This window comes from Thalassospira sp. MIT1004 (genome assembly GCF_001858545.1).
In the GTDB taxonomy this organism is placed as follows: domain Bacteria; phylum Pseudomonadota; class Alphaproteobacteria; order Rhodospirillales; family Thalassospiraceae; genus Thalassospira; species Thalassospira xiamenensis.
This window is the reverse complement of sequence record NZ_MCAO01000008.1, coordinates 1-24,781: the sequence shown is the minus strand read 5'-3', so window position 1 is coordinate 24,781 and position 24,781 is coordinate 1. Positions and strand designations below refer to the sequence as shown.

Annotated in this window: 19 protein-coding genes; 14 read left to right on the top strand and 5 right to left on the bottom strand. The window is 55.1% G+C overall.

Translation table 11 applies throughout. The features are described from left to right. Window positions 1-10: 10 nt before the first annotated feature. A complete protein-coding gene (locus BC440_RS03995; protein WP_071239583.1) occupies window positions 11-2,686 on the bottom strand; it encodes a cation-transporting P-type ATPase in 2,676 nt (891 codons plus the stop codon). Between the two features lie 241 nt (window positions 2,687-2,927). Here BC440_RS03995 and BC440_RS03990 point away from each other — a divergent pair, with 241 nt between their 5' ends. The 6 genes from BC440_RS03990 (at window position 2,928) to BC440_RS03970 (ending at window position 7,044) form a co-directional block, all read left to right on the top strand. Continuing rightward, window positions 2,928-3,614 (top strand): fumarylacetoacetate hydrolase family protein, encoded by a 687-nt coding sequence (locus BC440_RS03990; protein WP_071239582.1) that lies wholly within the window; start codon window positions 2,928-2,930, stop codon window positions 3,612-3,614. Between the two features lie 70 nt (window positions 3,615-3,684). Next, a complete protein-coding gene (gene xth / locus BC440_RS03985) occupies window positions 3,685-4,482 on the top strand; it encodes an exodeoxyribonuclease III (RefSeq protein ID WP_037988136.1) in 798 nt (265 codons plus the stop codon). 177 nt (window positions 4,483-4,659) lie between these two features. Beyond that, complete coding sequence (locus BC440_RS03980; protein ID WP_071239614.1) at window positions 4,660-5,490, top strand: hypothetical protein; 831 nt, start codon at window positions 4,660-4,662, stop codon at window positions 5,488-5,490. 232 nt (window positions 5,491-5,722) lie between these two features. After that, entirely contained in the window at window positions 5,723-5,962 is a 240-nt protein-coding gene (locus BC440_RS22570; protein ID WP_139192070.1) for a hypothetical protein, read from the top strand. Window positions 5,963-5,968: 6 nt separating this feature from the next. After that, complete coding sequence (locus BC440_RS03975) at window positions 5,969-6,820, top strand: OmpA family protein (RefSeq protein ID WP_071239581.1); 852 nt, start codon at window positions 5,969-5,971, stop codon at window positions 6,818-6,820. Window positions 6,821-6,846: 26 nt separating this feature from the next. Further along, window positions 6,847-7,044, top strand: coding sequence for a YqaE/Pmp3 family membrane protein (locus BC440_RS03970; protein ID WP_007088905.1), 198 nt, complete (start codon window positions 6,847-6,849; stop codon window positions 7,042-7,044). 87 nt (window positions 7,045-7,131) lie between these two features. Here the strand turns inward: BC440_RS03970 and BC440_RS03965 are convergent, their stop codons facing one another. The 3 genes from BC440_RS03965 to htpG all read right to left on the bottom strand — a co-directional run bounded on the left by BC440_RS03965 (window position 7,132) and on the right by htpG (window position 10,773). Then, a complete protein-coding gene (locus tag BC440_RS03965) occupies window positions 7,132-7,362 on the bottom strand; it encodes a hypothetical protein (RefSeq protein ID WP_071239580.1) in 231 nt (76 codons plus the stop codon). Window positions 7,363-7,408: 46 nt separating this feature from the next. Beyond that, complete coding sequence (locus BC440_RS03960) at window positions 7,409-8,734, bottom strand: deoxyguanosinetriphosphate triphosphohydrolase (RefSeq protein ID WP_083379295.1); 1,326 nt, start codon at window positions 8,732-8,734, stop codon at window positions 7,409-7,411. A 155-nt stretch (window positions 8,735-8,889) separates the two neighbouring features. Further along, window positions 8,890-10,773: a molecular chaperone HtpG gene (gene htpG, locus BC440_RS03955; RefSeq protein ID WP_071239579.1), complete on the bottom strand. Its 1,884-nt coding sequence runs from the start codon at window positions 10,771-10,773 to the stop codon at window positions 8,890-8,892. Between the two features lie 276 nt (window positions 10,774-11,049). Here htpG and BC440_RS03950 point away from each other — a divergent pair, with 276 nt between their 5' ends. Beyond that, on the top strand, window positions 11,050-11,376 hold the full coding sequence (locus BC440_RS03950; RefSeq protein ID WP_007088900.1) for an HPF/RaiA family ribosome-associated protein: 327 nt from the start codon (window positions 11,050-11,052) through the stop codon (window positions 11,374-11,376). 59 nt (window positions 11,377-11,435) lie between these two features. Here BC440_RS03950 and BC440_RS03945 read toward each other — a convergent pair whose 3' ends face one another. Then, on the bottom strand, window positions 11,436-12,026 hold the full coding sequence (locus BC440_RS03945; RefSeq protein WP_071239578.1) for an NAD(P)H-dependent oxidoreductase: 591 nt from the start codon (window positions 12,024-12,026) through the stop codon (window positions 11,436-11,438). Window positions 12,027-12,151: 125 nt separating this feature from the next. Between BC440_RS03945 and soxR the strand changes: the two genes are divergently transcribed. The 7 genes from soxR to BC440_RS03910 form a co-directional block, all read left to right on the top strand. Further along, window positions 12,152-12,643, top strand: coding sequence for a redox-sensitive transcriptional activator SoxR (soxR, locus tag BC440_RS03940; RefSeq protein WP_071239577.1), 492 nt, complete (start codon window positions 12,152-12,154; stop codon window positions 12,641-12,643). 130 nt (window positions 12,644-12,773) lie between these two features. Further along, window positions 12,774-15,629 carry a helicase-related protein gene (locus tag BC440_RS03935; protein WP_071239576.1) on the top strand — a complete coding sequence of 952 codons (2,856 nt, stop codon included), beginning with the start codon at window positions 12,774-12,776 and terminating at the stop codon, window positions 15,627-15,629. A 75-nt stretch (window positions 15,630-15,704) separates the two neighbouring features. Next, window positions 15,705-16,109: an RNA-binding S4 domain-containing protein gene (locus BC440_RS03930; RefSeq protein WP_037988119.1), complete on the top strand. Its 405-nt coding sequence runs from the start codon at window positions 15,705-15,707 to the stop codon at window positions 16,107-16,109. Between the two features lie 175 nt (window positions 16,110-16,284). Next, the gene (locus BC440_RS03925) at window positions 16,285-18,000 is read left to right on the top strand and encodes an ABC transporter transmembrane domain-containing protein (RefSeq protein WP_071239575.1); all 1,716 of its coding nucleotides are present in this window, start codon (window positions 16,285-16,287) and stop codon (window positions 17,998-18,000) included. Further along, entirely contained in the window at window positions 17,997-20,135 is a 2,139-nt protein-coding gene (locus BC440_RS03920) for an ATP-binding cassette domain-containing protein (protein ID WP_071239574.1), read from the top strand. The genes BC440_RS03925 and BC440_RS03920 overlap by 4 nt, the downstream gene beginning before the upstream one ends. Next, window positions 20,132-21,484 carry an HlyD family type I secretion periplasmic adaptor subunit gene (locus BC440_RS03915; RefSeq protein WP_071239573.1) on the top strand — a complete coding sequence of 451 codons (1,353 nt, stop codon included), beginning with the start codon at window positions 20,132-20,134 and terminating at the stop codon, window positions 21,482-21,484. Before BC440_RS03920 ends, BC440_RS03915 begins: the two co-directional genes overlap by 4 nt. Before the next feature lie 145 nt (window positions 21,485-21,629). Then, window positions 21,630-24,781 (top strand): Ig-like domain-containing protein (locus BC440_RS03910; RefSeq protein WP_247643525.1); only part of this gene is annotated, 3,152 nt, incomplete at its 3' end.

Sequence of the window (24,781 nt, the reverse complement as noted above, 5' to 3'; positions counted from 1 at the left end):
GTGATTGGCCTTAAGACGACACAGGTTGCTTTGCCGGTTTGGTGAATATTTTCGCGGCCTGCCCGATAACCAGCGGTACCAGACTTCCCCCGATAACCAGAAGCCATCCCGTGCCGCTTGGCGGGGCAATCATGAGCAGCCGGGACAATGCGGGAACATAAAGCGTCAACCCGATCAGGAGCACGCAAATTCCCAAGGCAATCCAGATGAAAGGGTTGCGGGTAACATCGTTGAAAATCCAGCCGGAAGATCGGGCGCGCATGTTGAAAACATGCAGCAACTGTGCGGTTGCAAGTGTCAGGAACGATACCGACAAAGCTTCCTGATCCCCAAGGTTGAAAACATGCAGTGCCATGGCGAAAGCACCAAGTACGCCGACCGTAATCAATGCGCCGTAAAAAAGAATGCCACCCCAATCCTGTTTGGTCAGAACCGGTGTTTTGGGATCGCGCGGGGGCTGGTTCATCACATGCCGGTCTCCTTCGCCAATACCAAGTGCGAAAGCCGGAAACACGTCCGTTACAAGGTTAAGATACAAAATCTGCAACGGCAGAAGCGGTAAGGGAAGACCGCTTGGCACGGCAAGGCCGATCACGAGTATCTCGCTGAGATTGCATGACATCAGATACAGCACAAAGGTGCGTATATTGGCAAAAATAACCCGTCCCTGATGCATCGCGGTTACGATTGACGGGAAGGCATCGTCACGCAGAACCATGTCTGCGGCTTCGCGGGCGACGTCTGTGCCTCTTTTGCCCATGGCGATGCCGATATCAGCCTTTTTAAGCGCGGGGGCATCGTTAACGCCATCGCCAGTCATGGCAACAATGGCACCTGCCTGCTGGTGAAGGGAAACCAGATTTAATTTTGCTTCGGGGCTGACCCTTGCAAAAACGGGGGTGGCAAGAATGCGGTCACGTTCTGTTTTCTGTGTCAGGTCGGTTGCCTGAAGCATCCTGCCTTCAAGTCCCGATGCCGTTGCATCGCAAAGTCCGACTTGCGCCGCAATATTCCTGGCGGTGCCGATATGATCGCCCGTTACCATGATGACCCGAACCCCCGCCGCATGACAGGCCTGTATTGCGGCAGGTACATCTTCTCGCGGGGGATCAAGAAGGGCGATCAGGCCAATCAGGATCAGATCCTGATAGGGGGGCGTATCGACCGCAGGGGCATTTTTCATCGCAAGGGCAAGAACGCGCAAGCCCTTTTGCGTCATGTCATTGCTTAAATCCGACCAGCGCCGCCGGGCTTTTTCGTCCATTTCACGCGAGCCATGATTTTCAAGGAAGCCGGTGCTGTTTTTTATGACGGCTTCGGGTGCGCCCTTGATCGCAACAAACAGGTTATCGGGGGTGTTTTGATCGCGATGAAAGGTTGCCATCATGCGGGTCTGCGTGCTGAAAGCTTCCTTGGCGATTTCGGGGTATCTGGCTTGTTGTTCTGTCTGATCAATGCCCGCATTCCGGGCGACTTCAAGCAGGGCCAGTTCCATCGGGTCGCCAATATGCTTTTCCGTGCTGCCGGATGGCAGCAGAATTGCGTCGTTGCACAAAACGGCAATCCGTATGGCCAGTTCTTCGGGGCTGTTTGCTGCCAGCAATGCGCCAGGAGATGACGTAAAATCAACCTCGTTTTCCGAGGTCCGGAGGGCTACGACCGTCATCCGGTTTTCGGTAAGCGTTCCGGTTTTATCGGTCATGATAACCGTGGTCGCACCCAGCGTTTCAACGGCTGACAGGTTCTTGATCAGGGCATTGCGTTTCGCCATCCGCCACATCCCGCGGGCAAGGGCAACCGTTGCAACAATCGGCAATCCTTCTGGGACGGCGGCAATCGCAAGGGCGATACCGGTCTTGAGCATCATCACCATGTCTTTGCCGACATAAATGCCGACAATGGCGATGCATATGGTCAGTCCCAAAGTGGCCCAGATAAGATGACCAGCCAGCGTATCAAGACGTTTTTCAAGCGGTGATGTTTCGGCTTCTGCCATTTCGGTCATCGCCGCGATATGACCAAGTTCGGTTGTCATTCCGGTGGCAACACAGACGCCCGATCCATCTCCGCGGCTGATGGCCGTGCCCTTGAACACCATATTCGTGCGATCCCCAAGCGGCAGGTTTTCATCGGTTCTGGCATCATCGGGCAGGTTGATGGTTTTGTCCGTCGGAACGGACTCCCCTGTCAAAGCAGATTCATCTGCCTGCAGGTTGCTGCATTCTATCAAACGGATATCAGCCGGAATAACGTCGCCCGCTTCAAAGATAACAATATCGCCCGGTACGATGTCGCGGGCCTCCAGCACGTGGATTTGCCCATCCCGCCTTACCTTGGCGTGAACACTTGAAAGCTTTCGCAATGCCTCCATCGAACGGATGGCCCTGAATTCGGATGTAAAGCCGATGGCTGCATTGATGATCAGCACCACGACGATGGCAATGCCCTCGGTCAGGTCGCCGAAATAAAATGAAAGGGCCGCGGCACCGGCCAGCATATAGACAATCAGCCCCGCAAATTGCCGGATCAGGATATTCCAGAAAGAGACGTGCTTCTGGTCCTTAAGGCTGTTCCTGCCGTATTTCTTCCGGCGTTCTGTGGCGTCCGTTTCCGAAAGGCCGACCTCGGGGGAAACATTCAGATGTGCAAGGATTTCCGGTAATGGCTGAATATGATGATCGGACATGCAGAAACCTTTGCAATCAGCAACGAGCAGACGGGCAGGCACCAGCCAACTAGGTCACTAAATCAGTGACCGGTCAAGCAACCGGCCATTTAAGGGCACCTGATTTGATGGTGCAGCATCCTCCTGACAGCTTCTGACAGGGAGGCGGATTAAATCCGTACTCAAAGCATTTCAATTTATCAGCAGCTTGGGTATCAGTAAGGACAATATTTCCATCAGGATTTCCTTCAAGGGGGCCACCATGAATTTTGTCTTTCCCGCAGCCACGCCGGTTACCGTTCCGGTGCAGAATTCGGATCAGCTTTTCCCGGTCAATCGCATCTTCTGCATTGGCAAGAATTATGCCGACCATGTGCGCGAAATGGGCTCCGACCCGGCCGATACCCCGCCCTGCATCTTCATGAAGCCGACGGATTGCCTGAAGGTTGGCAACGGTGATCTTGCCTATCCGTCGGGAACCGAAGACCTCCATTACGAGGGGGAGCTTGTTGTGGCCCTTGGTGCGGGGGGCAAGAACCTTGATCGTGCGGCGGTTGAAGCTGCCATTTTCGGATATGCTGCGGGCCTTGATATGACCCGCCGTGATGTGCAGGCCGGCCTCAAGGACCGCCGTTTGCCGTGGGATATGGCCAAATCCTTTGACGATTGTGCCGCGATTTCGGCAATCCGGCCCAAGGCCGATGCAGGCAATCCGCAGGCAACCAACCTGAAACTGTCGGTCAATTGCACGGTCAAACAGGATGATACCACCGCCAAAATGATCTGGCCGATGGTTGATGCATTGGTGCATCTGTCGACCCTGATCGAGCTTAAGGCAGGTGATCTGCTGTTTACCGGAACGCCCGAAGGTGTCGGTCAGGTTGTTCGTGGTGATCGCATGGATGTGGTGATTGCCGATGTCGCCGAACTGTCGGTTACGCTGAAATAGCATCAGGATATCAAGATACAGGGATTAAAGGGTCAGGGCCCACTCACCTCATCAGGAAACGGAGTCCGTTTTGAAAATCGTCAGCTGGAATATCAATTCCGTTCGATTGCGCATCGAACAGGTCATAAAGTTTTTGGAAGAACAACAACCCGATGCGCTGTGTCTTCAGGAACTGAAATGCCCGGACGAGCATTTCCCCCACGAGGCATTTGAAGCCGCCGGTTACATTCATCGTCATAACCATGGCATGAAAAGCTATAACGGTGTTGCGATCCTGTCGCGGTTGCCGTTTGCCAAAACCGATATCAGGCATTTCTGCGGCAAGGAAGACCGCCGTCACTGTATGGTGACGTTTGAAAACGGGGTCGAGCTGCACAATTTCTACATCCCGGCCGGGGGCGACGAACCGGACGTGACAATCAATGAAAAATTCGCCCACAAGCTTTCCTTCCTTGATGAAATGACCGCATGGTGGGCGGAACGCCGGGTTGCCGACCCGGATCGCAAGGCCATTCTGGTCGGCGATTTCAATATTGCCCCGTCGGAAAATGACGTCTGGTCGCACAAGCAGCTTTTGAAAGTTGTCAGCCACACACCGATCGAAGTTGAAAAGCTCGAAGCATTCCGTAAATCCGGTGATTTCGTGGACTCGGTGCGTGAAATCGTCGAAGAGCCGGAAAAACTGTTTAGCTGGTGGAGCTATCGTTCACGCGACTGGCGGGCCAGCAACAAGGGGCGTCGTCTGGATCATGTCTGGATGACACCGAATATGGCCGGATCGGTTCGTACCGCATCGGTCTATGACCTTGCCCGTGACTGGGAAAAACCATCCGATCATGCACCGGTGGTTGTCGAGTTCAATATCTGAATACCGTTTTTTCAGCATCAAACAGCGGGCCGGATTTATCCAGTCCGCTGTTTTTTCGTCTAAAAGGTCTTGATCACGGGGCGTGCCGGGGTGAAGCTTCTGATTGAACCCGGAAACGAACGTCCCCAATTCTTTAAGCAATTTTATCCCGATGAAACAAAAAACAGGATACGGGCAATGAAAAAGATCCTCATCGCGTTGGCAGCCATCATTTTGCTGGTCGTTGCCGGACTGGTGTATGTCTATGTTAATCTTGACAATATCGTCAAAGCAACCATCGAAGAGGCTGGAACCCGTGTGACGCTGGCCGATGTGACGGTGGATAATGTCAAGATTGAAACCACCCAGAACACGGCATCCATTGGCGGGCTGGTTGTCGGGAACCCGGATGGTTTTGAAACCGACCATGCCTTTTCGCTGGGCAATATTTCGGTGCGACTGGATGGTTCGACCCTTACCAGCAATACCATCCGCGTGATCGAGGTGATCGTGGATGCGCCCAGTGTGACCTACGAATTGGGGCAGGGTTCGTCAAACATCGCGACCATTCAGCGCAATGTTGAAAGCTTTGTCCAGCGTGTCTCCGGCCCGACCGGTGCAGGTGGCGACAAGGCAGATACCGCCGCCGATGACGGTTCGGGTACCAAGGTCGTGATTGATAATGTCTATATCCGCAACGGCAATGTCAGTGTGTCGGCCGCGATGCTGCAGGGTAAAAAACTGTCTTCGGGACTTCCTGAAATCTACCTTAAGGACATTGGCAAGCAAGAAGGCGGAGCGACCCCGGCGCAAGTCGCCGAAGAAATCATCACCGCCCTTAACACCGCGGTGTTCAAATCGGTTTCCAGTCTGAATGTCGATGGACTTTTGCAAGGGGTCGGTGACCTTGGCAAGGGAGTGACCGGATTGATTGGCGGTGCTGCAACCGGAACCGGCGGCGTGGTCAAGGACGGTGCGGGTGCTGTCGGTGATGCGGTCAAGGGACTGTTTGGCGGTTCGTCCGAATAACGGGACTCGGAACCGGAGTTACGGGATATTTCAATAATATCCTTATAATCAATGTCTTGGCGGAAGGCGCGGCTATCGCTCCTTCCGTTTTTCTTTTTAACGGCGAATTGACGGTACTGCCGCACCGCACAAGGACAATCCGCATATTACTGATGTGAGATTTTCTCTATCTCCCTGCTTTTTTTCATGAATTTGGTTTCCATATATTTTGGGGTATGGAAACATTTCACCAATGGACGGTGTCGTCTTGGGGAATCTTGTTCGGCAATATGAACCGGAAAGATTATTTTCGGGGTCTGGTCATTTTTCCGATCTGGTCATCGACAACGATTTACACCGCCAAACAAAGATCAATGCATTGCATTGGTTACGCGGCGTTTGCCATCAAGCCGGATCAACCGGTTGGTTATGCGCCCTGAAAATAAAATATTGGGATTGGGATCATTATTGTCGTCATCCAGACAAGGAGTGAAGACCGATGAGAGCTAAACTGCTTTTTGCTGTTTCCGCAGCTGCCTTTCTTGCGGCCTGTGCGAACATGGATATTCCGGGCGTTCGCGGGATGACCGATACGGGGTCGGCATTTGATGCAGCCCTTCATCAGGCGTATTCCGACCTTGCGCAAGCCGAATATGACGAAGCGGACTGGGCGGATGCGCGTTACTTCACCAACCGCGCGAAAACGGCGGCGATGGGACAGGATACCGGTCCGCAACCATTGGCAGATCGCAATCTGCCCGAAGAAGGCCTGGCAGAAATAAGTGTTGCACGGGCTGATTTGATGGCGGCCTTTGATGCGGGCGGACGGGACAAGGCACCAGAGGCCGCCGCACGGGCCCAGGCTGCTTTCGATTGCTGGATGCAGGAACTTGAAGAAAACATTCAGCAGGAAGACATCGATAATTGCCGTGCCTCGTTCTATCAGGCACTTGCCCTTGTTCAGGCGGAACTTGATCAAAAGCCGATGGCCGCGGCTGCGCCGATGATGATGCCTGAACCGATGAAAATCTACTTTGCGTTCGACAGTGCCGTTCTTGGTGACAAGGCGATGCCGGTTATTGACGGGATTGTCGAAGCATATGAAAAATTCGACCCGAAAATGATCAGTCTTACAGCCTATGCTGACCGGGCCGGTGATCCGATGTATAATGACATCCTTGCCAAATCGCGCGTTGATGCGGTGGTCAAGGCATTGCGTGATCATGGCGTCAGCCCCAGCAGGCTTGCCATCAGCATCAGCGGCGAGGCCAACGTACCGGTTCCGACTGCCGATGGTGTCGCGGAAAAAGGCAACAGGGTTGTTACGGTGAAATTTGAAGACGGCATGTAAGCCGACATAACAAAGAGGGTGAATATATGCGGTTACTCATCGCGCTTCTGCTGCCATGGTTGTTGTTCTTTACCATCGGGCGGCCCATTGCAGGTATCATCTGCCTGATCTTGCAGATTACCCTTCTGGGGTGGATTCCGGCGGCAATCTGGGCTGTCTATGCGTTGAGCCAGTACAACACCGACAAAAAAATCAGTCAGGCCATGGGCGGTGGGCAGGGTTAATTCCCCATAGCCCATTCGATGGTGTTGATGATTGGCGGTTGAACCGCATTGCATGTGAAAGGCAGGCTTCCGGGCCTGCCTTTTTTGTTAATGCATGTGGCGACGAACCCCGCCGATAAACCGCGATATCAGCCGTGAAACGGTAAAGCGTGTGATGGCAAACGTAAGGAAACCGGCAATCCCGGGCCAGTACCATGCCTGTATTTCGGGCCGTGTGCTTTGTTCAACCAACCCGTAAACGACGACCGCCAATCCTGCGCCCGCCATAAAAGCCAGACGCCTGCGATAGCGACCGATGAACGGGGCAAATAACCACATCGTCCCGTTTCCTATGCTTGCGTCCGGCCGTTACGATTGCCGCGCATCAATGCTGTCCGCCGCCGATATCGCGCGCAAGGCGGGCGGCAAAGTCGTCGGTCATGCCCGATATGTAATCAAGGATCGTCAGATACAGGTTGTAAAGCGGTGCGCCGACCGGCATCGAATCATTGCCGATCAGTTCGCGAACCCGTCCGGTACGATAGGAAAGCTCTGCGTCATCCTTGGCCTGATGGATTTCAAGGGCTGTTTTGCAGAAGGTATCAAGCAGCGTTTCAAGGCAGGCAAATGCGCCGACCTCGATCTGGACTTTGCGCCGGTTCAGAATGATCTGCTTTTCTGAAAACTGTTTGGCGGTCGCGATCATTTCGTTGAACGGACCATCGGCACAGGACAGAAGATCACCATCGACTGCCCCGTTCAGCAACTGCTCCTCGCGCAAGACAAAGGCATCGGTCAGCGCATCAAGAAGCCCGGTGATGATCTTGCCGCGCAGGAAGGTCATCTTGCGCCGGATGTTGGTTTCACGGTGATATTCGCTAGGAATGTCGCCCGGGATGCAGGGCAATAACAGGTTTTCAAAGACGCTGAAATCAACCAGTTCCAGTTCGACACCATCTTCGATATCAATCAGGGCATAACAGACATCATCGGCCGCCTCGACCAGATAAACCAGCGGATGGCGGCAAAATGATTGTGCCCCGGTGCGGATCAGGCCGGTGGCATCGGCGACCTCGGTCAGAAGATCCATCTCGCGCTGAAACGCACCGAATTTCATTTTCTCGGGATAAGGGCTGCCAATCGCCGACCATGGATATTTCACAAAACTTGCCAGCGTCGCATAGGTCAGGCGCATGCCGCCGTCATAAAGGCCACTTCGTTTATGGGTCAGTAACCTGAACCCCTGCGCATTGCCTTCAAAGGTGGTCAGATCGGCACGTTCTGCCTCGGACAGCGGCGCAAGATATTTGGGATCGGCATCCAGAAACCACTGACGAACGGCATATTCCCCGGCATGGCCAAATGGCGGGTTGCCGATGTCATGGGCAAGGGCGGCGGCCTGAACAATGGCGGCCATATGATCGGGTTCAATTCCGTCGGGCAGGTGGCCTTTTTCGGCCAGCTGATGGCCGACCATAAGTCCCATGGACCGTGCAACACAGGATACTTCAAGGCTATGGGTCAGGCGGGTATGGACATTGTCGTTTTCAGGCAGCGGATGAACCTGCGTCTTGCGTTGCAGACGCCGGAAAGCCGACGAAAAAATGATCCGGTCGTAATCCTTGTGAAAATCGGATCGACCGAACGCCCCGACACTTGAATGTCGTGTGCCCAGACGCGCGGGTGACAACAGTTTTTGCCAGTTCATCATCGGTCCGAATTTCCCGTATGCCAAAGTCTGTTTGCCTAATGTGGTGGTTATATGCCGGTGTTTGGTAAAGAACCGTTTTAAATTTGCAGAATCTGCAAAAGAAAACGGCGCATCGAATGACGCGCCGCTTTGGTTTTACATCGAACAGGGACGGGTTAGCTGCCCAGACCCTTTTCCATCACCAGATCAAGGCGACGGGCAAAGCTGACCGGGTCGGGCAGGGCTTCGCCTTCCAGAATCCGGGCCTGATCAAGCAGCAGCAGGGCGGCGTCATGAAGGATCGGGGTCTTGGCGTCCTTGATGGCAATGTCCGACAGCTTTTTGATCAGGCTGTGTTTCGGGTTGATTTCAAGGATGCGCGGGCTGATTTCATCAACACGGTTATGCTGCTTCATCAGGCGTTCCATCCGCAAATCCATGCCGGTTTCATCGGCAATCAGACAGCAGGCCGAACTGGTCAGGCGATCTGATTCACGGACATCCTTGATGCTGGTGCCAAGTGCGATCTTGATCGATGCGATCAGGGCATCAAGGGACGCATCGGACGCGGCATCGTCTTTCTTGTCGTCCTTGGCATCATCCTTGTCATCGGATTTGACGTCGGCAAGGTCCGCACCGCCACGGGTGACCGATTTGAAGTCTTTTTCTTCAAACTGGCCAACAGATGGCAACCAGAATTCATCCACCGGATCGGTCAACAGCAGAACTTCGATCCCCTTGGCGGCAAAACCTTCAAGCTGCGGGCTGCGTTTGAGCGCATCGACGTCTTCGCCGCTGATATAGTAGATCGCCTTCTGACCATCCTTCATGCGGGTGACATAGTCGGCAAGCGTTGTCCAGCCATCCGAATGCGTGGACCGGAAACGTGCCAGTTTCAGGATGCGGTCGCGGTTGGCGTAGTCTTCATACAGGCCTTCCTTGACGACAGAACCGAAGTTTTCCCAGAAGGTTTCGAAACCTTTCGAGTCTTTATTCGATGCGGTTTCAAGTTCGGACAGGAGTTTTTTGGTCAGGCCGTTTTTGATTTTGGTCAGGACCGGATTGTGTTGCAGCATTTCGCGCGAAATGTTCAGCGGCAGATCCTGGCTGTCGACAACACCGGACACAAACCGCAACCAAGGCGGCAGAAGGTCATCGGCGCCTTCGGTGATGAAGACCTTGCGGACATAAAGTTTCAGATGGCCTTTGCGCGCCGGATCATAAAGATCGAACGGGCGCATGGTCGGCAGGAACAGAAGACCGGTATATTCAATCGCACCTTCGGCCTGATAGTGGATGGTTTTCCACGGATCGTCGAACGCGTGCGAATTGTGTTTGTAGAACTCTTTGTACTGTTCGTCGGTAATGTCGGATTTCGGACGGGTCCAGAGTGCCGATGCCTCGTTCAGCGTTTCGTCATTGCCGTCCGCCTTCATCAGGACAACCGGGATGCCGATATGATCGGAATAGGTTTTGACGATATGGCGCAGTCGGTGTTCTTCGGTGAATTCCTTGAAATCATCGGTCAGATGCAGGGTGATCTGGGTGCCGTGGCCTTCCATTTCGGCTTCGGCGATGGTGTATTCGCCCTTGCCATCCGATGACCATTTCCACGCCTGATCTTCACCGGCTTTTTTCGTGACGACGTCGACCTGACCCGCAACCATGAAGGCGGAATAGAAACCGACACCGAACTGACCGATCAGGTCAACATCCTTTGCCTTGTCGGATTTCGACAGGGCCTCGACGAATTTCGCGGTGCCTGAATTGGCAATTGTGCCAAGGTTTTCAATCAGGTCGGTTTTGTTCATCCCGATCCCGTTATCGGCAATCGTCAGAACATTACGGACGTTATCGGTCAGAAGACGAACCTTGAATTCTGAATCCCCTGCGAGCAGTTCCGGTTTTGCAATCGCCTCGTAGCGCAGCTTGTCGCAGGCATCCGACGCATTGGAAATGAGCTCGCGCAGGAAGATGTCCTTGTTTGAATAAAGCGAATGGACAACGATATCGAGCAGGCGGCTGACTTCAGCCTCGAACCGCATTTTTTCTTCCGTCATGACCTCTGTGTTCTCCTGTAATTTCAATCCACTATGTGCAATTTGCGCTGCTGGGTCCCGATTTGGCAACCTTCAGGCAGTGCTTGATATGCGTCAACGCATCTTGCAGCGCAAGCCCTGTATCCTAAGTATATAAAAAGACGGTTTCATTACAGGGCGCGAGGCTTGCGGAAGTTGTCTTGGGTCCTGTCCTGCCCCGAAACGGCAAACGTTTCGGATAATTGCAAGGTGCAATGCCTTGTGAATGTCTCAGGCTCTATAACAGGAGGCCGCAATATGAAGGTTCCCGTTCAAATCACCTACCGTGATGTTGATCAATCAGATGCGCTGGACGAGCGGATCCGCTTCAAGGTGCAAAAACTGGAAGAAACCTTCGACCGCATGACAAGTTGTCATGTCATCGTGGAAAGACCCCATGCATCCCACGCACAGGGAAACCGCTATGCGGTTCATTTCGGAATTCATGTGCCGGGTAAGGAGATTATGGTTAAGCGCGACAGTGCCGATCATGCCCACGAGGATGTCTATATCGCGCTCAAAAACAGCTATCAGGCCGCGCGCCGTCAACTCAAGGAATATGTCGACCGGATGCGCGCCCACTAGGGTTCCTGTTAACAACAGCGAGTAATTGAAATGACGGGGCGGTCAGTTGACCGCCCCGTTCATGATATCGTGACCTCCGGCATTTCGGCCCGGGCTTGTGGATAGCGGCCCTCGCGCAATGTGCGCGCCCACCATTTCAGATCATTGACCATGTGTTTAAGGGCCGCCTCGGACCCGGCTTTGTCGATCGGATAACCATTCTGATCAAACTGGTCCCAGACATTGGCAAAGCTGACAACGTCGCGCATGGTCACGACATGCAATTCGGCAAAAACCAGTCGCAATTGTTCGACCGCCCGCAAACCACCCGACATTCCGCCATAGGACACAAATGCCAATGGCTTTCGGCGCCATTCGGGCTTGGCTGCGTCGATCAGCAATTTCAGTTCACCGGTAAAGCTGTGATTATATTCGGGGGTGACGATGATAAAGGCGTCGGCTTCGGCAAGAGCGGATTGGAGTTCGGCAACACCGGGATGCGCATTGCCGACGTGACGGGATGGCAGATCGAGCTTCGCCGGATCGATAATATCAACCGACAGATCCGGATCTGTTTTCAGGATTTTGATCGCCCAGTCGGCAACTGTGTCGCAGAACCGGTCTTCACGGGCACTGCCATAGATCAGTGCAAGATTGAAAGTCTCTTTCATAACGTCACTCCTTGATTATTTCGCAGCAAGGAGTAAATCTATAGAACCTTAACAATAGTTGAGGTCAATGATGAATTTCAAGCGCATCAGAACGCCATGAAAAAAATAACGGAAAGGGCAGGAAAATGGTGAAACCCGGGCCATTGCACCGCTATCTCAGTGTGGGTGAAGTCGCCAAAAGAAGCGGACTTGCCGTATCAGCGATCCATTTTTACGAGCGTAAGGGGCTGATCGCTTCGATCAGAACGGATGGCAATCAGCGACGCTTTCCGCGCGGTATCCTGCGCCGGGTCGCGATCATCAAGGTCGCACAACGCACCGGCATTCCGTTGGCCGAAATCGGGAATGCGTTATCGGGACTGCCAATTAACCGGGCCCCGACGACACAGGACTGGGAAAAGCTTTCGTCGCGGTGGCGTGATGATCTTGATGCCCGGATCGAACAATTGACCCTGCTGCGCGATCAATTGGGCAAATGCATCGGGTGTGGCTGCCTTTCGATCAGCGACTGCCCGCTTCGCAACCCGTCGGATGAACTGGCAACGGATGGTCCCGGCGCGCGGTTGCTTGAACTTGATGACGCACGGGATCACGAACCGTCAGATGGAACGTCTTGATCCGTAACGGAATGCATTGGGATACTCTTGCCGATGCGGCAGAATGCTTGACATTGTGCGATGCGGCGTGTTGAAAGGCGCATTGATCTAGGCGCGCGAAATCATCCGCGATGCCTGCTGGAAAAGTTTGATGCAGATTTCAACCCGAACCGGTCCCCGTATCCTTGCCATATTGGGGCCCACCAACACCGGCAAGACCCATCTGGCCATGGAACGGATGTTGGCGCATACCTCGGGTATGATCGGTTTTCCGCTGCGGCTTCTGGCGCGCGAAAACTATGATCGCGCGGTCGCCCGTGTTGGCAAGGGTGCGGTGGCCCTGATCACCGGCGAAGAACGCATCCTTCCAAAATCAGCACGCTATTTCCTGTGTACGGTCGAAGCCATGCCGGTCAACAAGCAGGTTGATTTTCTGGCCATCGATGAAATCCAGATGTGTGCCGATCCCGAACGCGGGCACGTATTTACCGACCGGCTGTTGCATGCGCGCGGTATCAGCGAAACCATGTTCATGGGGGCGGAAACCATCCGTCCGGTGATCCGTCAACTGATCGACAATGTCGAATTTGATACGCGCGCACGGTTTTCGACTCTGACATATAACGGATCGAAAAAGATCCAGCGTCTGCCATCCCAGTCGGCCGTCGTGACATTTTCCGCACAGGAAGTTTACGCCGTTGCCGAATTGGTCCGCCGCCAGAAGGGCGGGGCGGCCGTCGTGCTTGGCGCGCTTAGCCCGCGCACGCGCAATGCCCAGGTCGAGATGTTCCAGAATGGCGAGGTCGAACACCTGATTGCGACCGACGCGATTGGCATGGGGCTTAATCTTGAACTGAACCATGTGGCCTTTGCCGCCCTTCACAAGTTTGACGGTCAGTTCAATCGCGGGCTTACGGCGGCGGAAACCGCTCAGATCGCCGGGCGCGCCGGACGTCATATGAATGACGGCACCTTTGGGGTGACGGGCAATCTTTCGGGGATCGATCCCGATATTATCGAACAGATCGAAGCCCACGAATTCGAACCGCTTGCCAAAGTCTTCTGGCGCAATGCGCGACTGGATTTCAGAACCGTCGATGCCTTGCAGAAATCGCTGCGCAAGCGGTCGGACAACCCGACGCTTGTTCTGGCGCGCGAACCGGTCGATGAAGTCATGCTGGCGCATTTATCGCAGAACGAAGACGTCGCGCGCATCGCATCGGCCCCGGATCGGGTGCAACTATTGTGGGAAGTCTGCCAGATTCCGGACTTCAGAAATATCCATACCGATGCGCATCCAAGGCTGCTAACATCCATCTATCGCTATCTGGCAAAACCAAATAGTAAACTGCCTGTCGACTGGTTGGGCGAACAAGTCTTGCGCCTGGACCGTTATGATGGTGATATCGATCAGTTGTCATCACGGTTGGCGGGTATTCGCGTCTGGACTTATGTATCGCACAAGCATCACTGGCTCGAAGATGCCAATCATTGGCAGGAACGTACGCGGGCCATTGAGGATAAGCTCTCTGATGTGCTACATGAACGCCTGACCCAAAGGTTCGTTGACAGACGAACTTCGGTTTTATTGAAAAGTCTCAAGGACAAGTCTGAACTCATGTCTACCATCACTGCGAATGGTGAAGTCCAGGTCGAAGGTGAATACGTCGGCCGACTGGAAGGATTCCGTTTCATCGCCGATGAAACCGATGCTGCGTTTGAAGGCAAGGCAATCGCCAGTGCTGCACGTCGTGCACTGACTGGCGAAATTGCGCAGCGTGTCAAACAACTGGAAACCGATGAAGACGACAAATTCGCGGTGAATGGTCAACTGGAAGTCCTGTGGAACGGGGCGGTTGTCGGTGGGTTGAAAAAGGGCGACACCGTCCTCAGCCCTGACGTCCAGGTCATTGACAGCGAGTTTTTTGACGGCCCGACCCGCGAACGCGTACGGACCCGTCTTCAGAATTTCGTCAACGCCCATATCGAAGCGCGCCTGAAAATGCTGACCCGCCTGCGCGATTGTCAGCTTCCCGGTCCGATTCGCGGCCTTCTGTTCCAATTGAACGAAGGCCTTGGTTGTGTGCCGCGTGCCGATCTTGAAAGCCTGATCAAGGATCTTTCGGACGAAGACCGCAAGGCGCTGGCCAAGCTTGGCGTGCGGTTGGGGGTTGAAACGGTTCATGTGCTTGACGCGCTGAAACCCGATCCCGTCGAACTGCGTGGCATCCTTTGGGCGATTTCGCGCGAACTTGATGCGCTTCCCGAACTGCCACCGGCAGGTCGCACATCGGTTCCAAATGATCGCAGCAATTCCAAGGGCTTCTATCTGGCTGCCGGTTACATGCCGGTCGGGCCGCTTGCAGCACGCGTCGATATGCTCGAACGTTTTGCCGCATTGCTGCGCCAGAAGGCGCGCGAAAATGATGGCAAGGTAAAACCCGATCCCGATCTGCTGTCGCTTCTGGGCTGCACGGTCGAGCAGGCCGAAGGCGTGTTTACCGCACTTGGCTGGCGTGCCGAGGTGGTCAAGGTCAGCAAGGCTGAACTTGATGCCAAGGAAGCTGCTAAAAAGGCTGCTGAACCTGTGGCTGTGACCGCAGATGCACCGGAAGCTCCTGCTGAAGCCGTAAATGCCGATGAAGCGGCCAAAGAAGCTCCGGCCGACGCCGTCAGCGAAACGCCCGTCGAAGAAGCTGCCCCGGCAGCCGGTGAAGCCGAAGCCGAGCCGGAATTCGTCGAGGTTAAATATTTTGTCCGTGTCGACCGCCGCAAGCGCGGTGGTGCCGGCAAAGGCCAGCGTGGCGGTCCGCGCCAGGAAGCCCATGGCAAAGGCGCGCCGAAAGGCAAAGGCGGTCAACGCCCGAACCGTGGCGGCCCGAACAAGGGCGGCGACCGTGGTGGCAAAGGTCAGGGGCGTCCGAACAATGCACCGGCCAAAAACAATCAGATCAACGAGGATTCGCCATTTGCCAAGCTGAAGGAAATGCTGGCGGCAAAGGGCTGATCCCGACCTGTTTTCTGTGATGCGGCGACCCTTTGCGGGGTCGCCGCATTGCGTTTGGGATGGTAAAATCAATCCATGACACTTGATCAGACAGGCAACAAAGTCCGTATCGATAAATGGCTATGGTATGCGCGGTTCTATAAGACCCGTTCGCTTGCCAGCAAGGCATGCCAGTCGGGCCATATCGTTCTGAACGGTCAGTCTGTCTCCAAAGCCAGCGTTACGGTCGTTGTCGGGGATCGGCTGCAATTCTTTCAGGGCCCGCATCTGCGCGTGATCGAAGTGGTGGCACCTGGCGAACGACGTGGCCCCGCCCCCGAAGCCCAGCAGCTTTACGTTGATCACTCGCCACCACGTGTGGCGAAAAAAGAGGTCGCGGCCGATATCCGAACCGCTCCGATTGCTGAACGCGAAGCTGGCAGCGGACGTCCGACCAAGGCCGAAAGGCGCGCAACGGACCGGTTGCGCGGCGATGAATAACTTTTTACAGGCAGTAATCTGATCTGACGCCAGGTACGGCGCGAACAATATACCGGGTTGTAGAACCTTCAGGATTTTCTTGCCTCCAGCATAGTCATGGGCTATTGATCCTATATCAAGGTATAATACACCTACTTTAGTATGGTTTCGCTTCGACTTGGAGAATGACTGCGTTATGAAACGCAAGCCTGGCCTGCATATCGGCACTTTGTCACATCTGGGGGCAGGCCGTTTTGCCATATTGCTCGCAGCACTTGTGATCAACCTGCTGTCGCTGGCACTGCCGGTGACCCTGTTGCAGGTCTATGACCGTGTGCTGCCCCATAATGCCATCCCGACTTTGACCTTGCTTATACTCGGGGTTTTTGGCGCGTTGGTGCTTGAAGCGGCTTTGCGCCTTTGTCGGGCCTATATATCGTCGCTGTCGGCGGCAAAGTTCGAACATAAAAGTTCGCAGGCTGCTGTCGGTCATTTGTTGGCGACCAGTCTTTCCGATTACGAAAAAACCGCACCTGGCCTGCATCTTCAGCGGCTGAACAGTCTGAATGTCCTGCGTGACTTTTATGCCGGGCAGGCAATCGGGGCGGTGATCGATCTGCCGTTCATTATCCTGTTCCTTGGTTTGATCGCCATTATTGGTGGCAAGCTTGTGCTGGTACCGCTGGGCATTCTGTTTGCCTTCATGCTGACCGCAATGATCCTGGGGCGGCGGTTGCGTCGCGCGCTTGATGAACGCAGTCAGGCCGACGAGCGGCGCTATAATTTCATTATCGAAACCCTGACCGGCATTCACACCATCAAGGCGATGGCGATGGAAAACCTGATGATCCGTCGCCATGACCAGCTGCAAATCCAGTGTTCCGAGGATGACCTTGTCGCCGCACGCTGCGCCCATGCCGCGATCAATTCAAGTGCCAGTTTTTCGATGATCACGATGATCCTTGTTGCTGGTGTCGGCAGTCTTCTGGTTATCAATGCCGATCTGACAGTGGGCGGGCTTGCCGCCTGCACGATGCTGGCCGGGCGTTCGATCCAGCCGCTGCAACGTGCCATGGGTCTTTGGACCCAGTTTCAAAGTATTCGGGTTGCGCGTGATCGGTGCCGCGAACTTTTCCGTCTGCCGCCCGAAGATGCCGACGATGCTGCTGAAATGCCGCCGCTTGAAGGGCGCATCGAGCTTGATGATGTCAGTTTCTCGCACGCGGGCGGGGACACAGTTTTTGAAAACCTGACGCTTGCGATACAGCCCGGTGAATCTGTTGCAATCACCGGTGAAAACGGCACCGGTAAAACCACCTTGCTGTGGCTTCTGATGGGGGCGTTACGCCCTGATCGCGGTTCGGTCCGGCTGGATGGTCGTGATCCAAATAAATATGCATCGGAATCGATCCGCCGCCAGATTGCCTATCTGCCGCAACATGGGGTGATGTTCAAGGGAACGATCCTTGAAAACATCACATCCTTCCGCAAGGAAATTGGCACGGATCGTGTCGTGGAAATCTCGCGGCGTCTGGGGCTTGATGAAATCGTCATGCGCATGCCCAACGGTTACGATACCGAAGTGGGCGGACAGGCATCCGAAACCCTTCCGCGCGGCGTAAAGCAGCGTATCGCCATTGCCCGTGCCCTGATCGACTATCCGCGCATCGTGCTGTTTGACGAAGCCAACAGTTCGCTTGATATCGCGGGCGATAATATTCTTGCCGGTCTTCTGATTGAACTTCGCAAACACTGCACGCTGGTGATGGTTTCTCATCGACCGTCATTGATTGCTCTGGCCGACAGGCAATATCGCCTGATTGAAAAACGTCTGGTGCCGGTCCTGCGGCGCAGCGGCACCCAGCCGGTGATCGAGGCAGAAGAAGTCGTACGCGCAGGAGGCCGGTCATGAATATCGAAAACATGGACTTCGCGCTGAATTACCGCATGGGCCTTGCCAGCAATGACGCCCAGTCGGATTTTGATGCCTGCCTGTGGCCTTTGTTGCAGGCGCTTGGCTGGCGTGGGCTGCCCCGTCAGGTCGCAGAAGCATTGCCGCATATGGACGAGGCCCTTGATCTGACCGATTTTCGCAATGTGCTGGCGAACCTGAATTACCGGTCGCGCGAAATCGATACCACATTTGATCGGATCGATGATCGGTTGATGCCCTGTCTGTTCGTGCCCGATAACGGCACCGCACTTGTGGTGATCAAGCCGGAAAATGCTGGCATCCGGGTGTTTGATGGCGGCACCAGCCGCGAAATGGTGATCAAGCCGGGCAATCTTCCGGGGCGGTTGTTCCAGTTTACCCAGGCTGGGCGTCACGAACGGTTTTTTGAAGAGGACAAACGCGGCTGGTTTGGCGGAATAACCGACCGGTTTTCCGCCCTCGGTGGACAGCTTTTGCTGATTACCCTGATGCTGAACCTGATGGCGCTGGCCAGCCCGATTTTCGTAATGGGGATCTATGACCGGGTCATTGGAACGCGGTCGATCCCCATGTTGATCCAGTTCGGGATCGGCATGGGGATTGTCCTGATCCTTGACTGGGTCCTGCGCAATCTGCGCAGCCAGATGGTCAGCCATTTTGGGGCGCGCCTTGATACACTTGTCAGCAGTGCCATTTTCGAACGGCTCCTGTCCCTGCCACCCGCCTTTACCGAACGTGCCCCGGTCGGGGTGCAGATTTCGCGGATTCGCGATTTTGAAAGCGTCCGCGAATTCTTTAGCGGCCCGATGGCGCTTGTCATTCTGGAAATGCCCTTCCTGCCGATCTTCCTGATTGTTCTGGCGATCCTTGGGGGGTGGCTAGCACTTATCCCGATTGGGCTGATCGTTGTTTTTGTCCTGATCGGGCTGGTGTCTTTCCCGGTGGTGTCACGACGGGTTTCGGAACTTGGCCGCAATGGGGCCAATCGTCAGGAATTCCTTGTCGAAACGGTCGGCAAGATGCAGGCGTTGAAATATACAGGCACAGAACATCGCTGGCTGTCGCGTTTCCGCGATATTTCGGCCGATACGGCTTATGCCGGGTTCCGGGTGGCAATGATCAATAATGTGATCAACACATCGGCACAGATTCTGATGGTCTCATCCGGGGCGCTTATCCTTGCCTTTGGCGCGGTTCAGGTCATGGCGGGTTCAATGACCGTCGGCGCACTTGTGGCATCGATGATGCTGGCATGGCGTGTGCTTGGCCCGATCAATCAGGCCTTTGTCGGTATGCCGCGGCTGGCACAGCTTCGCGGGTCTGTCCGGCAGATAAACCGTCTGATGACGCTGGCACCGGAACGTGATCTGGTGCCGCGCACGGTTGGCCAACGCCGTTTCGAAGGCAATGTCACCTTCTCGCGTGTCAGCTTCCGATATACGCCGGACTCCGATCCGGCTCTGGTCGGGGTGAATTTCGATATCAAGGCCGGACAGGTGGTTGCGCTTGTCGGATCGAACGGGGCGGGCAAGTCATCGCTGATCAAATTGATCGCCGGGATGTATCAGCCACAGGCCGGTGCTGTTCTGATCGACGGGGCGGACATTCGCCAGATGGATCCGCAAACCTTGCGTCAGTCCATTTCCTATGTGCCCCAGGATGTTGAATTTTTCCGTGGATCAATTGCGCAAAACCTGCGCCTTGCCAATCCGATCGCATCGCCCGATGAATTGCGGATGGCCTGTATGTCGGCGGGAATTCTTTCCGAAATCGAAGCCCTGCCCGACGGTTTTGAAACACGGATCGGCGATCAGCATTCCTCGCGCTTTTCGACAAGCTTCCTGCAACGCCTGGCACTTGCGCGTGCCTTTGTCCGCGAAGCACCGATCATCCTGTTTGACGAGCCGACCAATGGCCTTGACCAGAAAGCGGATCGGGCATTCCAGCATGCGATCAACCGTCTGCGCGGCGGATCGACGATTTTCCTGATTACCCATCGGCCAAGCCATCTTGATCTGGCCGACCGCATCATTGTTCTTGAAGCAGGCCAGGTGCGCGCCGACGCGCCGCCAGCACGCATCAAGCAGCAGGTGCTTGACGGAGGTTTCCTATGAGCGAAGCAGTTCAGAACACCGCAATTGAACGGTTCCGCCAGTCGCGCCGTATGGCACGCTATCTGTCACATGCCGTCTTGCTCGAAGAAGGCGGGATTTCGGTCTTTGTCCGTTCGGCAATGGTGATGCTTTCGGTTGGCTTTATCGCGCTGATCGCGTGGGCGGCAACCACCCAGATCAAGGAAACGGCAACCACCTTCGGGCAGGTCATGCCGACCGGGGCGGTTAACAAGATCCAGCATCTTGAAGGCGGCATCATTTCCGAAATCATGGTGCGGGATGGTGACTTGGTTGAAAAAGACCAGGTTCTGATGCGGTTGAAACCCGAAGCATCACAGGCCGAACTGTCGCAGGCCGAAACCAGACAGGCCAGCCTGCGTCTTGAAGCCGAACGTTATCGCGCACTTGCCGAATCGCGCGATCCCGACTTCACCCAGCTGATGGACCAGTATCCGGAACTGGCAAAAAACCAGCAGGAAATCTATCGGATCAAAACCGACCTTGATAGCAGCCAGCGCGAAATCCTTGACGTTCAGATCAAGGAACGCAACGCCGAACTGGCCCAGCTCCAGCAGCAGGAAGGGACTTTGCGCCGTTCTGTCGAATTGCTTAACCAAGAAGTGACGATGCGCCGCTCGCTGTATGAACAGGGGCTGAACTCCAAGGTCCTGTTCCTCAATATCCAGCGTGAATTGAACGAAGCGCAGGGCAATCTTTCAAGTGTCATTGCGGAAATGGCGCGTGCGCGTGAAACCATTGCCGAAGCCAATCTGCGCCAGAACGAACTTCGAAACAGCCAGCGCGAGGAAGCGCTAAGTGAACTGGGGCGGCTTGGCGGTGAAATTGCCCAGGCCGATGAAGCGCTGCGCAAGCTTAAGGACCGTGTCGCGCGACTTGAAATCCGCGCCCCGTCCAAGGGCTATATCAAAGGGCTGCAATTTACCACGATCGGCGGGGTGATTGCCCCGGCACAGGTGGTCATGGAGCTGGTTCCGACCGATGATGCACTGGTCGCGGAAACCCGGATTTCGACCGAGGATATCGGTCATGTTCATCTTGGACAGCCGGTGACTGTTAAAGTCAGCGCATTTGACTATATACGATATGGTAGTATTAGTGGTGAATTGGTATCGATATCGGCCTCTACTTTTGTTGATGAAGATGGACGACCGTATTATAAAGGAAGGGTGGCACTTGATTCCGACCGGGTCGGTGAGGGTGCCCGCGCTCAGCCGATTATCCCTGGCATGACGGTTCAGGCCGACATCCAGACGGGTGAAAGGACATTGCTGCAATATCTGCTCAAGCCGGTTTATGTCTCGCTTGATCAGGCATTTAGCGAACGCTGAGTTTTCATAATGGTCCCGCTGGAAATGTTCATTTCATTTCTACTGCCTGGCCGCACGTTTCTCTGGTAAAACAGAGGATTCTATACTTTTGTATAGAAATGCGGATCAGGGATTCCCGTCCCGCATTTCTCGGAGAATGGGCTAGATGGCGGACGATCCTCGCGACGCAGAAGACACTCGCAACGAACTGGGCGGAAACCGGGCAGATACCGGTACCGGCGGTGATGATCTTATGCGTGATGATCGCAGTGGCGATGACCCGGACGAGCATGTCGAACTGCATGGTGATCAGAATGGTGATGGTGGCATTCCCAACGAACAGTTGGGCAGTGTTCATTATGGCAATCAGGTCAATAATCCGCAGGGCGAAGACCAACGCCAGTTCCGCCAGCGCAACGCGGGAGATCAACGGGCCGAGGAAACAACCCAGGCCGACGCCACGGAAAAGCAGATAAAGGCCGAGGCCGAGCGGGTCGAGCTTGAAAACAATATCGATACGGTTGGCGAGGGCGCTGAAACTGCTGGTGGCAGCTCAGGAAACGACCCGGTTTCCTTGCGGTCAAACGATGCAGGTGGTGCTGATAACCCGCAACCGGTTTCAACACCCGATACGACCATTGTGCCTGGCGCCCGCGAAGGCGGTGGTGGCCGCTCCGGTCAAAATATTGAAACTGATTTTGCGTCCGGATCCGCACCGGCATCAGAGGCTGCTGTTGCGGCGGCTGATGTCAGTGCTGCGGATTCCGACGAACTGGACGAGGTTCTTGAACTCGAAACCCGGAACGAGGTGCCAAAAGTCGCCGACACGCCAAGCCTTTCTGCCACGGATGTTAGCGGTGACGAAGACAGTGCGATCTCGCTTGATGTCTCTGCCGCTCTTCGTGATCTTGATGGCGGGGATGAAACCCTTTCGATCACGATTTCCGGCGTGCCTGATGGGGCGGTTTTATCGGCCGGTACGGATAACGGCGATGGCACATGGTCACTGACGCCAGACCAGCTCGCGGGCCTGACGATCACACCGGGCGAAAACTACAATGGCAGCTTCGATCTTTCGGTGACCGCGACCAGCACCGAGGCCAATGGCAGCACATCATCGACAAGCACAAGCTTCACGGTCGATGTCGAAGCCGTTGCCGATGGTGCAACGCTTGATGTCCGCGATGCCGCCGGTGCCGAAGACAGTGCGATTGCACTCTCGATTGATACCGAACTGCTTGATGCGAACGAGGGCATCTCGATCACCATCTCAGGCGTGCCAGATGGCGCAACCCTGTCCGCCGGAACCGACAATGGTGACGGCACCTGGACCCTCGACGTCGCCGATCTCGACGGCTTGACAATCACACCGGGCGAAAATTTCAGCGGCAGCTTCGACCTGACCGTATCTGTCACGACAACTGACGGCACCGACAGCGCAGTCGTAGTCGAAGAGATTACGGTTGATGTTGCGGGGATCGCAGACGCGCCGACATTGGATGTGTCGGATGCTAGCGGGTCCGAAGACAATGCGATTGCACTCGACATTGATGCAGGCCTGACGGACAGCTCCGAAGTTCTCAATGTCACGATCAGCGGCGTGCCACAGGGCGCAACCCTGTCAGCCGGTACCGATAACGGTGATGGCACTTGGACTCTAAATCCCGATCAGCTTGCAGGTCTGACGATCACGCCAGCGAATGACTTCAGCGGATCGTTTGATCTGACGGTGACGGCCCAGTCTGCGGATGGCAGCGACATTGCGACCACAACAGGCAGCATTACGGTTGATGTCGCGGGTGTCGCCGATGCGCCGACTTTGGACGTCTCTGATGCCAGTGGTTCAGAAGATTCTGCCATTTCGCTTGATATTGACGCGGGTCTGACGGATTCCAGCGAAGTTCTCACCGTTACGATCAGCGGCTTGCCAGAAGGTACGAACCTGTCTGCGGGCACCGATAACGGTGATGGCAGCTGGACTCTGTCATCCGCCGACCTGAACGGTCTGACGATTACACCAGCAGATGATTTTAGCGGATCGTTTGACCTGACAGTCACCGCGCAATCTGCGGATGGCAGCGACATTGCGACAGCGACGGATACGATTACGGTTGACGTTACAGGTTTTGCTGACGCACCTACTTTGAACGTCTCTGACGCCAGTGGTTCAGAAGATTCTGCCATCGCGCTGGATATTGACGCGGGTCTGACGGATTCCAGCGAAGTGCTGACGGTGACCATCTCTGGTGTCCCGGAAGGGGCAACTTTGTCCGCGGGCACCGATAACGGTGATGGCAGCTGGACGCTATCTGCTGCCGACCTGAACGGTCTGACGATTACACCAGCAGATGATTTTAGCGGATCGTTTGATCTGACGGTGACGGCGCAGTCGGCTGATGGTGACGATGTTGCGACGAGCAGCGGCACGATCACTGTTGATGTTGCCGGTGTGGCAGATACGCCGACATTGGAAGTTTCTTATGCCAGTGGTTCAGAAGATTCGGCGATTACGCTCGACATTGACGCAGGCCTGACGGACAGCTCCGAAGTTCTAACCGTTACGATCAGTGGCGTGCCAGAAGGTGCCGCCTTGTCGGCTGGCACGGACAACGGTGACGGGACTTGGACCTTGTCGGCGGCTGACCTGAACGGTCTGACGATCACACCAGCGGATGATTTCAGCGGATCGTTTGATTTGACGGTGACGGCGCAGTCGGCTGATGGTGACGATGTTGCGACGAGCAGCGGCACGATCACTGTTGATGTTGCCGGTGTGGCAGATACGCCGACATTGGACGTTTCTGATGCCAGTGGTTCGGAAGATTCTGCCATCGCGCTGGATATTGATGCTGGTCTCACGGACTCCAGCGAAGTTCTCACTGTTACAATCAGCGGCGTGCCAGAAGGTGCGAACCTGTCTGCGGGCACCGATAACGGTGATGGCAGCTGGACGCTATCTGCTGCCGACCTGAACGGCCTGTCGATTACCCCGGCGGAGGACTTTAGTGGATCGTTTGATCTGACCGTCACCGCGCAGTCTGCGGATGGCAACGATGTTGCGACCACAACGGGCCGGATTACTGTTGATGTTGCCGGTGTGGCAGATACACCGACATTGGAAGTTTCTGATGCCAGTGGTTCAGAAGATTCTGCCATTTCGCTTGATATTGACGCGGGTCTGACGGATTCCAGCGAAGTGCTGACGGTGACCATCTCTGGTGTCCCGGAAGGGGCAACTTTGTCCGCGGGCACCGATAACGGTGACGGCACCTGGACTCTTGGTTCCGATCAGCTTGCAGGCCTGACGATCACGCCAGC

What these genes read in the sequence shown, in the direction of transcription:
- BC440_RS03995 (WP_071239583.1), bottom strand. Translation starts at nt 2,686, where the DNA reads ATGTCCGATCATCATATTCAGCCATTACCGGAAATCCTTGCACATCTG.
- BC440_RS03990 (WP_071239582.1), top strand. Translation starts at nt 2,928, where the DNA reads ATGAATTTTGTCTTTCCCGCAGCCACGCCGGTTACCGTTCCGGTGCAG.
- BC440_RS03980 (WP_071239614.1), top strand. Translation starts at nt 4,660, where the DNA reads ATGAAAAAGATCCTCATCGCGTTGGCAGCCATCATTTTGCTGGTCGTT.
- BC440_RS22570 (WP_139192070.1), top strand. Translation starts at nt 5,723, where the DNA reads ATGGACGGTGTCGTCTTGGGGAATCTTGTTCGGCAATATGAACCGGAA.
- BC440_RS03975 (WP_071239581.1), top strand. Translation starts at nt 5,969, where the DNA reads ATGAGAGCTAAACTGCTTTTTGCTGTTTCCGCAGCTGCCTTTCTTGCG.
- BC440_RS03970 (WP_007088905.1), top strand. Translation starts at nt 6,847, where the DNA reads ATGCGGTTACTCATCGCGCTTCTGCTGCCATGGTTGTTGTTCTTTACC.
- BC440_RS03965 (WP_071239580.1), bottom strand. Translation starts at nt 7,362, where the DNA reads ATGTGGTTATTTGCCCCGTTCATCGGTCGCTATCGCAGGCGTCTGGCT.
- BC440_RS03960 (WP_083379295.1), bottom strand. Translation starts at nt 8,734, where the DNA reads ATGATGAACTGGCAAAAACTGTTGTCACCCGCGCGTCTGGGCACACGA.
- htpG (WP_071239579.1), bottom strand. Translation starts at nt 10,773, where the DNA reads ATGACGGAAGAAAAAATGCGGTTCGAGGCTGAAGTCAGCCGCCTGCTC.
- BC440_RS03950 (WP_007088900.1), top strand. Translation starts at nt 11,050, where the DNA reads ATGAAGGTTCCCGTTCAAATCACCTACCGTGATGTTGATCAATCAGAT.
- BC440_RS03945 (WP_071239578.1), bottom strand. Translation starts at nt 12,026, where the DNA reads ATGAAAGAGACTTTCAATCTTGCACTGATCTATGGCAGTGCCCGTGAA.
- soxR (WP_071239577.1), top strand. Translation starts at nt 12,152, where the DNA reads ATGGTGAAACCCGGGCCATTGCACCGCTATCTCAGTGTGGGTGAAGTC.
- BC440_RS03935 (WP_071239576.1), top strand. Translation starts at nt 12,774, where the DNA reads ATGCAGATTTCAACCCGAACCGGTCCCCGTATCCTTGCCATATTGGGG.
- BC440_RS03930 (WP_037988119.1), top strand. Translation starts at nt 15,705, where the DNA reads ATGACACTTGATCAGACAGGCAACAAAGTCCGTATCGATAAATGGCTA.
- BC440_RS03925 (WP_071239575.1), top strand. Translation starts at nt 16,285, where the DNA reads ATGAAACGCAAGCCTGGCCTGCATATCGGCACTTTGTCACATCTGGGG.
- BC440_RS03920 (WP_071239574.1), top strand. Translation starts at nt 17,997, where the DNA reads ATGAATATCGAAAACATGGACTTCGCGCTGAATTACCGCATGGGCCTT.
- BC440_RS03915 (WP_071239573.1), top strand. Translation starts at nt 20,132, where the DNA reads ATGAGCGAAGCAGTTCAGAACACCGCAATTGAACGGTTCCGCCAGTCG.